The following is a 10,998-nucleotide window of genomic DNA, read 5'->3' on the forward strand; positions in this document are numbered from 1 at the left end:
ACGGTCTGCCTTGGAGCAGAAGCGTCGCGTATGACGACGCGATCCAGATCAAGGGGCGGGTTGTCCCGATGCGATAGACACCCGGCCTGACCGTCAGCCGCGAGCCCCCATGACCGACAATCCCCTCACCCGGCCCGGCGCCGCCCACCCCGCCATCACCGAGGCGATGATCGCGGCGCTCGTCGCGCGCTTCTACGCGAAGGCCCGCGAAGACGCGCTGATCGGGCCGATCTTCATGGGCGCCGTCGCGGACTGGGACGAGCACATCGCCAACATCGCCGATTTCTGGAGTTCGGTGATGCTGCGCACCGGGCGCTATCATGGCCGGCCGATGCGCCCGCATCTGATCCTGCCACTGGAGCCTGAGCATTTCGACCGCTGGCTCAGCCTGTTCGAGGAGACGGCGGCGGACATCTGCGGCGAGCCGGACGTCGCCGACGCGTTCATCATCCGCGCCCGGCGCATCGCCGACTCCTTCGAGATAGGCCGGGCGACGGTCACGGGAGCGATCGCCCGCCCGCGCCACAGCGGGGTCTGAGACACAGAGCCTTGCCGCGACGACGCTCACCGTGATGGGATAACGGCATGGATGCGCCGCCCCTTATGCGCCCCCTCACCGCAGCCGACGCCGCCGCCTATCGCCCGCTCCGCCTCCAGGCCCTGCGCGAGCACCCCGAGGCCTTCGGGGCGAGCCATGAGGACGAGGCCGCGCGCAGCCTCGAGATGACAGCGAAGCGCCTCGATGGCGGGCCATTGAACTGCGTCTTCGGCGCCTTTGTTGGAGACGATCTCGTCGGAACGGCCGGCTTCATCATTCCCGACGGCTCGATCAAATCCCGTCACAAGGGCCTGCTCGTCGGCGTCCATGTCGCGCCGGCCCATCGCGGCCATGGCCTTGGCCGCGCACTGGTCAAGGCCGTCATCGACCATGCGCGCGCCCATGTCGTGCTGCTGCAGGCCGCCGTGGGCGTCGCCAATGCGCCGGCGCTGCGGCTCTATGCGAGTCTCGGATTCCGGCACTACGGGCGGGAGGACAAGGCACTGCTCGTCGATGGCGTCTTCGTCGACGAGGCGCTGATCGTGCTGGATTTTGCGGCCGACGCGTGAGCGCCGTTCAGAATCCGCGCGCCGCCAGCGCCTTCTCGTCGTCCTGGATATAGTCCCGGATCACCGGCACGGCGCTTTTGTGAGGCCCGAGCAGGAGCTGGAACACCATGTCGCCGCCAATGTCGAAGGAGATCGAGCAGGCGCAGAGATAGAACTCCCACATCCGCGCGAAGCGTTCGCCCATCATCGCGACCACCTGCGGCCGCTGGGCCATGAAGCGCTCGCGCCAGGCCTCCAGCGTCCAGTGATAGTGGCGCCGCCAGAACTCGCAGTCGGAATGCCAGAGCCCGGTCTGCTCCACCGCCGCGAACACCTCCGACAGCGCCGGCGCATAGCCGCCGGGGAAGATGTACTTGTCGAAGAACGGACCCGTGAAGCCCGGCGGGCCGACGCGGCCGATGCAATGGACCAGCGCGATCCCGTCCGGCGTCAGCAGGTCGCGGATCTTTTCGAAGTATTCGAGATAATGCGCGACGCCGACATGCTCCATCATGCCGACCGAGACGACGCGGTCGAAGGTCCCGCCAAGCTCGCGATAGTCCTTGTTGACGAAGGTGACAGTGTCGCCGACGCCGGCCGCCTCGGCCCGCTTCTGGGCAGCCGCCATCTGGTCGGGCGAGACGTTGAGGCCGGTGACCGTCGCGCCGCAGGCCTTCGCCAGATAGATCGCCAGCTCCCCCCAGCCCGAGCCGATATCGAGGACCGTCATCCCCGGTTCGATCTTCAGCTTGGCGGCAATGTGGCGGAGCTTCGCCTTCTGCGCGTTCTCCAGCCCGACCTCCGGCGAATGCCAGTAGGCGCAGGAATAGGTCATCGTCTCATCGAGCCAGAGCCGATAGAAATCGGTCGGGATATCGTAGTGGTGCTTGACCTTCTTGCCGGCGACGCCGAGCGGGTTGTGCATCCGGAACCGCCGGATCCTGAAGCGCACCGAGCGGATCAGCTTCTGGATCGGGTGCTTGCGCAGCTCCTTGCGCTGCAGCCAGAACAACGTCAGCAGGTCGTGGATCGAGCCCTCCTCGAAGTCGATCCGCCCGTCCATGTAGCCTTCGGCCAGAGCGAGTTCGGGATTGAGAAAGAGCTCGCGCTCGATCCGGTCGTCATGGAAACGCACCGTCACGGCGGGCGCCGTCTTCACCACACCGGCAAAGCGCATCTCGCCCGGCCCCGGCCCGAAGACATGGTTTCGTCCATCCGGCGTGATCACCGTCAGGCGCCCCATCCTGACGAAATTCTTCAGCAAACGCGGTAGCAGCAACATTCGCAGCCCTCACCCCGCCGCGATTTAGAGCATGTCGAAGCTTTTCGGGAAACACCCGGCAACACGACAGCAGCGTCAGCCCCGCTCCATCCTGGCCCCGCATGATGCTCCCGCCGAGGCAGGGAGCAGATGAAACGGAATGGACAAGCGATGTGCGAAGCGCTGGCGTTCGCATCTGCGCATGGCGAAGCTCTTCGACCGCTCGCAGCGTTTCCTGGTGGATTGTCGCATCCTCGACCTCTCGGCGACGGGCGCGCGGCTGAAGCCGCAAAGCGACCGCCCGCTGCCGCTCGAACTGCATCTGCAGGACGAGGTGATGGAGGTCTCGAAGCGCGCCACCATCGTCTGGATCCGGCAGGGCGAGATCGGCATTCGCTTCGCGGCCGAGAGCGACGCGACATGAGCAGCCTCGCAACGCGCCGTCAGCATCGCGACCCGTCAGGGAACCGACGATCACCTCCCGCGTTAGAGGGCTCGATGACGCCTCTGCCGCCCGATGGAACCCTGATGGACGACGACCGCATCACCCGGATCGCACGTGCGCTGTGTCGCTCGGCACGAATCGATCCCGACGACATCCTGTCGCGGGACGTCGCCGATCCTGAGATTCTGCGCCACGACGTCCGCGGTCATGTTGCCGAACAGGCGGTTCCGGCCTGGACGATGTTCCGTGGCGCCGCGCTGACCTTCATCGAGGCCCATGAGGAGCGCGTCGTCGCGCCGCTGTGAGATCTCCCTGCGCTTGCTAAGCCGGTCACCGGCGGCATAGTGCTCGCCGTTCGCGCGGAGGCAGCCGCGCATCCTGACGGAACGGCGAAGCATGTCCTGGCGCGATTTCTGGAACGGCGACCACGCGATCTATGTCTCGCCCCGCCACAAGGCCCTGCATTACCGCCAGATCGCGACCGACCTGATCGGCCATATCCCCACGCCCGACGCCGTCGTGCTAGACCATGGCTGCGGCGAGGCGCTCGACGCCGGCCGCGTCGCCGGCCATTGCGGCAAGCTCTATCTCTGCGAGGCGGCACCCAGCGTGCGTGACAAGCTGCGCGCCATGCTGGGCGGCAAGGCGAATGTCGCGGTGGTCGCCCCCGAGGAGGTCGAGGCTCTGCCTGCCGAGACGCTGGATCTCGTCGTCGCCAATTCGCTGATCCAGTACCTCTCGCGCGACGAACTCGTCGCCCTGCTCGCCATCTGGCACGGCAAGCTGAGGCCGGGCGGCAAACTCGTCGTCGCCGACATCATCCCGCCCGATGTCAGCCCGCTGACCGACGCCTCGCAGCTTCTCGCCTTCGCCTGGCGTGGCGGCTTCCTGACCGCCGCTCTGGCCGGCCTTGTCCGCACCGCCTTGTCGGACTACCGCAAACTGCGGGCGCAATACGGTCTCTCGACTTATCGCATCGACGAGATCACGGGCCTGATCGCGGCCGCCGGCTTCGCGGATGTGAGCCCAGCGAAGAACTTCGGCCATAACCCGCATCGGCTGACGCTGGTGGGGCGCAAGGCGGGTTGAGGCCGGAGTACCGCCGGAACAGTCCCGAGGAGACGTCCCATGCATATCGGCTTGATCGGCGGCATCGGTGTCGCGGCGACGGTGGTCTACTACCAGCGCCTCGTAGCGGCGGCGGCCGAACGCGGCGTATCAAAGCTCGATCTCACCATCGTTCACGGTGAGATCCAGGAGCTGATCCGCAACAATCTCGCTGATCGGAGGGCCGAGCAGGCAAAAGCCTTCCTTCCCCTGGTCGAACGCCTGGACCATGCGGGATGCGATTGCGTGGCCCTATCCTCGCTGGGTGCGCATTTCTGCCTGGATGAACTGGTGGCGCTCTCGCCCCTGCCGATCGTCTCCGCCGTTGCGCCGCTCGATGCGTTTTTTGCCGAGAGGAACATCAAACGGATCGGGCTACTGGGAACGCGGGTGGTCATGCGGACGCGGCTTTACGGCCAGCTCGTCGACACCGGGGCGATCGTGCTGGACGACGAGATCGATCGCCTCGGGCAAAGCTACCAGGACATGGCTGTCGCCGGTGCCTGCACTCCGGAGCAACGGGCATTGTTCCTCGAGGCCGGGAAACGCATGATCGCGGCGGGCGCCGACGCGATCGTTCTGGCGGGAACCGACCTCAACCTGGCGTTCGACGGGCAGGATACCGGTTATCCCGTCATCGACGCCCTCGACTTCCATGTCGCGCTGCTGGCTGATCTCGCTGCCGGACGTCGGTCCCTGCACGACCTGTCGCGATGATGCCGCGATCCATCACCCCGCCCGATCGGCGAAACTGAAGAATTTGTGCCCCAGGAACGAGAACACCATCACGAAGCCCGTGGTGACGAACTGCATCGGCAGATAGGGCAGGCCGAGCCGCGTCACGAAGAGATGCATCAGCATCCACGTCAGCCCGAACCCGCCGACGGCGATCAGCCCGAAGCGCCAGCTCGCCTGCGCATGGCTGCGGGTCGCCTCGAAGGTCATCCAGCGGTTGAGGGCATACGAGACGACCGCCCCGACCACGAACCCGGCCAGCGTCGCCGGCACCGGATCGACCCGCGCGAGTTCGACCAGCCCGACCAGCACGCCGTAATGCGCCACGGCGGTGAGGCCTCCGGCGAACACATAGGCCAGGAGCTGGCGGGTCTGACGGGGATAGCGGCGCAGCGGCATGGCGCCTCCTTACAGGCTTTGCCCCAACGAAGCCTGAACGGCCACTCGCCCATCACGGCCTGTGCGCCGCGAGCCGCGCCTGACGCTTTCCGCTTCCCTGCGCCGCTCCTCCCCTCTATAGCGAGCGCCTAGCATTCATCTCAGGCGCTCGCACCGGCCCGCTCTCGCGATCGGACGGCAGCGAGTGCGCGCGCCTGCCTCAAGACGAAGTCGAGCCCCATGCCCAAGCGCACAGACATCAAGACCATCCTGATCATCGGCGCCGGCCCCATCATCATCGGGCAAGCCTGCGAGTTCGACTATTCCGGCACCCAGGCGGTGAAGACGCTGAAGGCCGAGGGCTACCGCATCGTCCTGGTCAATTCGAACCCGGCCACGATCATGACCGATCCCGAGCTGGCGGATGCGACCTATGTCGAGCCGATCACGCCCGAGATCGTCGCCAAGATCATCGAGAAGGAGCGCAACGTGCTCCCCGGCGGCTTCGCTCTGCTGCCGACCATGGGTGGCCAGACCGCGCTGAACTGCGCCCTCTCGCTCAACAAGAAGACGATTCCTCAGCCCGACGGCAGCAAGATCAGCGTGCTGGAGCAGTTCGACGTCGAGATGATCGGCGCCACTGCCGAGGCGATCGACAAGGCCGAGGACCGCGAGCTCTTTCGCGAGGCGATGACCAAGATCGGTCTCTCCACGCCGCGCTCGCACCACGTCAAGAATCTCGGCCAGGCGCTCGAAGCGCTGGACGACATCGGCCTGCCGGCGATCATCCGCCCCTCCTTCACCATGGGCGGCACCGGCGGCGGCATCGCCTATAACAAGGGCGAGTTCATCGAGATCTGCGAGCGCGGCTTCGACGCCTCCCCGACCAGCGAGATCCTCATCGAGGAGAGCGTGCTCGGCTGGAAGGAATACGAGATGGAGGTGGTCCGCGACAAAAAGGACAACTGCATCATCGTCTGCTCGATCGAGAACCTCGACCCGATGGGCGTCCACACCGGCGATTCGATCACGGTGGCGCCGGCGCTGACGCTGACCGACAAGGAATACCAGATCATGCGCGACGCCTCACTGGCGGTGCTGCGCGAGATCGGCGTCGAGACCGGCGGCTCGAACGTGCAGTTCGCGGTCGATCTCGAGACCGGCCGCATGATCGTCATCGAGATGAACCCGCGCGTCTCGCGCTCCTCGGCGCTCGCCTCCAAGGCGACCGGTTTCCCGATCGCCAAGGTCGCGGCGCGTCTGGCGGTCGGCTACACGCTGGACGAGATCGAGAACGACATCACTGGCGGCGCGACGCCGGCCTCCTTCGAGCCGACGATCGACTACGTCGTCACCAAGATCCCGCGCTTCGCCTTCGAGAAGTTCCCCGGCGCCGAGCCGACGCTGACGACCGCGATGAAGTCCGTCGGCGAGGCGATGGCGATCGGCCGCACCTTCCAGGAAAGCCTGCAGAAGGCGCTGCGCTCGCTGGAGACCGGGCTCGACGGCCTCGACGAGATCGAGGTCGAGGGGCTCGGCAAGGGCGACGACAAGAACGCGATCAAGGCCGCGCTCTCGACGCCGACGCCCGACCGCATCCTCCAGGTCGCCCAGGCGATGCGGCTCGGCTTCACCGACGCGCAGATCCATGAGAGCTGCAAGATCGACCCCTGGTTCCTCGAGCAGATGCGCGGCATCGTCGACACCGAGGAGAAGATCCGCCAGTTCGGCCTGCCGCAGACGCCGGGTGCCTTCCGGCAGGTCAAGGCGATGGGCTTCTCCGACAAGCGGCTCGCCGCCGTCGCCGGCAAGACCGAGGCCGAGGTCAAGGCCCTGCGGCGTTCGCTCGCCGTGCGCCCGGTCTACAAGCGCATCGACACCTGCGCGGCCGAGTTCGCCTCGCCGACGGCCTATATGTACTCGACCTATGCCATGCCCTTCGCCGGGCAGGCGGCCGACGAGGCCAAGCCCTCCGACCGCAAGAAGGTCGTCATTCTCGGCGGCGGCCCCAACCGCATCGGCCAGGGCATCGAGTTCGACTATTGCTGCTGCCATGCCTGCTACGCGCTGAAGGATGCGGGCTATGAGACCATCATGGTCAACTGCAATCCGGAGACGGTCTCGACCGACTACGACACCTCGGACCGGCTCTATTTCGAGCCCCTGACCGCCGAGGATGTGCTCGAGATCCTCGAGACCGAGAAGCAGAAGGGCACGCTGCACGGCGTCATCGTCCAGTTCGGCGGGCAGACCCCGCTGAAGCTGGCCAACGCCCTGGAGGAGGCCGGCATCCCGATCCTCGGCACCTCGCCCGACGCGATCGACCTCGCCGAAGACCGCGACCGCTTCAAGCGCCTGCTCGACAAGCTCCAGCTCAAGCAGCCCAAGAACGGCATCGCCTATTCGGTAGAACAGGCCCGCATGATCGGCGCCGAGCTCGGCCTGCCCTTCGTCGTGCGCCCGTCCTATGTGCTCGGCGGCCGCGCCATGGCGATCATCCGCGACGAGGCGATGTTCGAGGACTATCTGCTCGGCACCCTGCCCTCGCTGATCCCCTCCGAGGTCAAGGCCAAGTACCCGAACGACAAGACCGGCCAGATTAACACGGTGCTGGGCAAGAACCCGCTGCTGTTCGACCGCTATCTGTCCGATGCGATCGAGGTCGACGTCGACTGCCTCGCCGACGGCAAGGATGCGTTCATCGCCGGCATCATGGAGCATATCGAGGAAGCCGGCATCCATTCCGGCGATTCCGCCTGCTCGCTGCCGCCGCGCTCGCTCTCGCCTGCGACCGTCGCCGAGCTGGAGCGGCAGACCCGCGCCATGGCGCTGGCGCTCGATGTCGGCGGGCTGATGAACGTCCAGTACGCGATCAAGGACGGCGAGATCTATGTGCTCGAGGTCAATCCGCGCGCCTCGCGCACGGTGCCGTTCGTCGCCAAGGTCATCGGCGTGCCGGTCGCCAAGGTCGCCGCGCGCATCATGGCCGGCGAGAGCCTCGCCGGCTTCGGCCTGAAGCCGCAGACGCTGAAGCATGTCGGCGTCAAGGAGGCCGTCTTCCCCTTCGCGCGCTTCCCGGGGGTCGACGTGCTGCTCGGGCCGGAAATGCGCTCGACCGGCGAGGTCATCGGCCTCGACCGCTCCTTCGACATCGCCTTCGCCAAGAGCCAGCTCGGCGCCGGCTCCAAGGTGCCGGTCAAGGGCACGGTCTTCGTCTCGGTGCGCGACGAGGACAAGCCGCGCATCGTCGAGAGCGTCCGCATGCTGGCCGATCTCGGCTTCCGCGTGCTGGCGACCGGCGGCACCCTGCGCCTGCTCCAGGAGGAGGGCATCCCGGCCGCCAAGATCAACAAGGTGCTGGAAGGCCGGCCGCACGTCGTCGACGCGATCAAGAACGGCGAAATCCAGCTCGTCTTCAACACCACCGACGGCCCGCAGGCCCTGGCGGATTCCCGTTCGCTCCGCCGAACGGCCCTCTTGCACAAGGTTCCCTATTATACCACCTTGGCCGGAGCGATCGCGGCGGCGGAAGGCATCAAGGCCTACTGCAGCGGCGATCTCGAAGTCAGGTCGCTGCAATCCTACTTCGTGAACGCTGCCTGAGGGCGGGGCGCCGACGAAGTTTTACAAACGACAGGAAGCGGGGCGCAGGCGGCCGGGATGCCGCCGGCGGGCACCCGCTTTCGGATGATGGGACGAGACGATGGAAAAGGTTCCGATGACCCCCGGCGGCTTCGCCGCTCTGGAGGCCGAGCTCAAGGATCGGCAGCAGGTCCAGCGCCAGCGCATCATCGAGGCGATTTCCGAGGCGCGCGCGCTCGGTGACCTCTCCGAGAACGCCGAGTATCACGCCGCCAAGGAAGCGCAGTCCCTCAACGAGGGCCGCATCCAGGAGCTGGAATCGCTGATCGGCCGGGCCGACATCATCGATGTTTCCAAGCTCGCCGGCAGCGACACGATCAAGTTCGGCGCCACCGTCAAGCTGATCGACGACGATACCGAGGAAGAGAAGAGCTACCAGATCGTCGGCGAGCCGGAATCGGATGTGAAGTCCGGCAAGGTCTCGATCGGCTCGCCGATCGCGCGCGCGCTGATCGGCAAGAAGGTCGGCGACTCGGTGCAGGTCAACACGCCCGGCGGCGGCAAGTCCTACGAAGTCGTCAGCGTCGACTTTCGCTAGGCGCGCCTTCCGGACTTGGCATCGCGACGTCGCGACGCCACATCGGAGGCTGGTCCCGAGGGAGCTTCCGACATGACGACACGCCGCTCATTCCTCCTGCAGGCTGCGGCCGGCGCGGCACTGACCCTGTCCGTTCCGGCACTGGCTCAGGCCCGCACCATCGGCGCCATCCGCGTCGACACCTCCCGCCTCGCGGCGCAAGGCTGGGGCCCGCGCGCCGAGGAGATCCGGCGCGCGCTCGAACGGCAACTCGCGACGACGCTCGCCCCGATGATCCGCCGCGGCGGGCCGACCCTGTCGGTCGCCGTCAAGGGCGTCTGGCTGGCGAGCTGGGCCGGAGGCGGTGGCGGCGGCAAGCCGAGCGACGGCGGCGCGAGCCTCGACAATTTCGATGCCGACTATGTGCTGACCGGCCCGCGCGGCGAGGTTCTCGGGCAGTGGAGCATCCTGTCGAATCTCGGTTCCGATTCCGGCGGCGCCTGGTACCGGCCCGATGTCGACCAGCGCCGCGTCGCCGCGCTGATCGAGAACAACGCGCTCTGGATCAGGCGCTATCTCGGCGGCTGACCGATTCGCCGCAGACGCGCCTCACCCGAACGGAACGATCGGCTCGTCTTTGACCCGGTCGAAGGCCAGCGCCGTGCGGACGTTGCGGACGTTCGGCAGCGCGGTCAGCTCGCCGACGAAATCCTGAAAGGCCTTCAGGTCCGGCGCGACGCATTTCAGCATGAAGTCGATGTCGCCGGAGAGCTTCCAGCATTCGCGCACCGCCGGCCAGACACGGATGTGGTCCTGGAACGCGGCGAGATCGGCCTCGGCCTGGCTCGCCAGATGCACGAAGGCGAAGCACACCACCTCCAGCCCGAGCTTGCGCTCGTCGAGCTGGGCCCGGTAGCCGGTGATCAGCCCCGCCTCCTCGAGCGCCCGCACGCGCCGCAGGCAGGGCGGTGGGGAGATGCCGACGCGGCTCGCCAGCTCGACATTGGTCATCCGCCCGTTCGCCTGCAATTCGCGCAGGATCGCGAGGTCGATATCGTCGAGTCTGGAGCGCACGAGGGGTCCCGGAAGAAGGTTGCGCTGGTGTAGACGCAGCGTCTTGGCGATACAAGGCGCGTGCCGCAACGAGCCGCACCGCCCGACCGAGGAGCCGACGTGACCGCCGAACCCATCCCGACCGTCTGGGTCCTGACCGACGGCAAGGCCGGCGACGAGGTGCAATGCCGAGGCGTCGCCGAGCGGCTGGGCGTCGTCCCGGAGATCCGCAGGGTGGCGCCGCGCAGGCCCTTTGCCTGGCTGATGCCGCGCGGCCCGATCGACCCGCGCGAGGCGCCGGACCGCCCTGGCAGCCCGATCCGCCCGCCCTTCCCGGACATCGTCATCGCCTCGGGGCGCCGGGCGATCGCCTATGTCCGGGCGGTGAAGAAGGCCTCGAACGGCGCCACCTTCACCGTTATCCTCAAGGACCCGCGCACGGGCGCGGGCTCGGCCGACTTTATGTGGGTCGCCGAGCATGACCGCCTGCGTGACGAGAACGTCCTGGTCACGACGACCTCCCCCCACGGGCTGGCGCCGCAGCGGCTCGCAGCGGCACGCCGCAACCCACCCGCCGCCATCGTCGCCCTCCCAGCGCCCCGTGCCACGGTCCTCGTTGGCGGCGATAGCCGCCATCACCGCTTCACGCCCGAGGACATTACCCGCTTCGCCGAGGGGCTCGATGCGCTCGCAAGCTCCGGTGTCGCGCTGATGGGCTCGCGCTCGCGCCGCACGCCGCCGGCGCTCGACGCCGCCGTCGCGGCGGTGTTCGCC

General features: G+C 67.3%; 13 protein-coding genes. 10 read left to right on the forward strand and 3 right to left on the reverse strand.

Annotated features, from left to right (window positions below; all coding sequences use genetic code 11):
- Nucleotides 1–109 precede the first annotated feature (109 nt).
- Nucleotides 110–538, forward strand: coding sequence for a group III truncated hemoglobin (locus tag AX750_RS04095; protein ID WP_066715884.1), 429 nt, complete (start codon nucleotides 110–112; stop codon nucleotides 536–538).
- A 47-nt stretch (nucleotides 539–585) separates the two neighbouring features.
- Entirely contained in the window at nucleotides 586–1,107 is a 522-nt protein-coding gene (locus AX750_RS04100; protein WP_066715885.1) for a GNAT family N-acetyltransferase, read from the forward strand.
- 7 nt (nucleotides 1,108–1,114) lie between these two features.
- Here AX750_RS04100 and AX750_RS04105 read toward each other — a convergent pair whose 3' ends face one another.
- Nucleotides 1,115–2,368, reverse strand: a complete 1,254-nt coding sequence (locus tag AX750_RS04105; RefSeq protein WP_066715888.1) for a cyclopropane-fatty-acyl-phospholipid synthase family protein — start codon at nucleotides 2,366–2,368, stop codon at nucleotides 1,115–1,117.
- Between the two features lie 139 nt (nucleotides 2,369–2,507).
- Here AX750_RS04105 and AX750_RS04110 point away from each other — a divergent pair, with 139 nt between their 5' ends.
- The 4 genes from AX750_RS04110 (at nucleotide 2,508) to AX750_RS04125 (ending at nucleotide 4,616) form a co-directional block, all read left to right on the forward strand.
- Nucleotides 2,508–2,771 carry a PilZ domain-containing protein gene (locus AX750_RS04110; RefSeq protein WP_066715890.1) on the forward strand — a complete coding sequence of 88 codons (264 nt, stop codon included), beginning with the start codon at nucleotides 2,508–2,510 and terminating at the stop codon, nucleotides 2,769–2,771.
- A gap of 74 nt (nucleotides 2,772–2,845) precedes the next feature.
- Nucleotides 2,846–3,097 (forward strand): hypothetical protein, encoded by a 252-nt coding sequence (locus tag AX750_RS04115; RefSeq protein ID WP_068075403.1) that lies wholly within the window; start codon nucleotides 2,846–2,848, stop codon nucleotides 3,095–3,097.
- A 91-nt stretch (nucleotides 3,098–3,188) separates the two neighbouring features.
- Nucleotides 3,189–3,881 (forward strand): class I SAM-dependent methyltransferase, encoded by a 693-nt coding sequence (locus AX750_RS04120; protein ID WP_066715894.1) that lies wholly within the window; start codon nucleotides 3,189–3,191, stop codon nucleotides 3,879–3,881.
- A 39-nt stretch (nucleotides 3,882–3,920) separates the two neighbouring features.
- Complete coding sequence (locus AX750_RS04125) at nucleotides 3,921–4,616, forward strand: aspartate/glutamate racemase family protein (protein ID WP_066715895.1); 696 nt, start codon at nucleotides 3,921–3,923, stop codon at nucleotides 4,614–4,616.
- A 12-nt stretch (nucleotides 4,617–4,628) separates the two neighbouring features.
- Here the strand turns inward: AX750_RS04125 and AX750_RS04130 are convergent, their stop codons facing one another.
- Nucleotides 4,629–5,033: a GtrA family protein gene (locus AX750_RS04130; RefSeq protein WP_066715896.1), complete on the reverse strand. Its 405-nt coding sequence runs from the start codon at nucleotides 5,031–5,033 to the stop codon at nucleotides 4,629–4,631.
- Nucleotides 5,034–5,252: 219 nt separating this feature from the next.
- Between AX750_RS04130 and carB the strand changes: the two genes are divergently transcribed.
- From carB to AX750_RS04145, 3 genes are all read left to right on the forward strand, one after another.
- A complete protein-coding gene (gene carB, locus AX750_RS04135; protein WP_066715898.1) occupies nucleotides 5,253–8,615 on the forward strand; it encodes a carbamoyl-phosphate synthase large subunit in 3,363 nt (1,120 codons plus the stop codon).
- 100 nt (nucleotides 8,616–8,715) lie between these two features.
- Entirely contained in the window at nucleotides 8,716–9,192 is a 477-nt protein-coding gene (gene greA, locus AX750_RS04140) for a transcription elongation factor GreA (RefSeq protein ID WP_066715899.1), read from the forward strand.
- Nucleotides 9,193–9,264: 72 nt separating this feature from the next.
- Nucleotides 9,265–9,759 (forward strand): hypothetical protein, encoded by a 495-nt coding sequence (locus tag AX750_RS04145; protein ID WP_066715901.1) that lies wholly within the window; start codon nucleotides 9,265–9,267, stop codon nucleotides 9,757–9,759.
- Between the two features lie 21 nt (nucleotides 9,760–9,780).
- On the opposite strand, the gene AX750_RS04150 is transcribed toward AX750_RS04145, so the two are convergent.
- Nucleotides 9,781–10,245: an Lrp/AsnC family transcriptional regulator gene (locus AX750_RS04150; protein WP_066715903.1), complete on the reverse strand. Its 465-nt coding sequence runs from the start codon at nucleotides 10,243–10,245 to the stop codon at nucleotides 9,781–9,783.
- Between the two features lie 99 nt (nucleotides 10,246–10,344).
- Here AX750_RS04150 and AX750_RS04155 point away from each other — a divergent pair.
- Nucleotides 10,345–10,998: ELM1/GtrOC1 family putative glycosyltransferase (locus tag AX750_RS04155; RefSeq protein ID WP_245282302.1), on the forward strand; the 654-nt coding region annotated here is incomplete at its 3' end.

Source organism: Methylobacterium sp. CCH7-A2 (assembly GCF_001557075.1).
Taxonomy (GTDB): Bacteria; Pseudomonadota; Alphaproteobacteria; order Rhizobiales; family Beijerinckiaceae; genus Allobosea; species Allobosea massiliensis.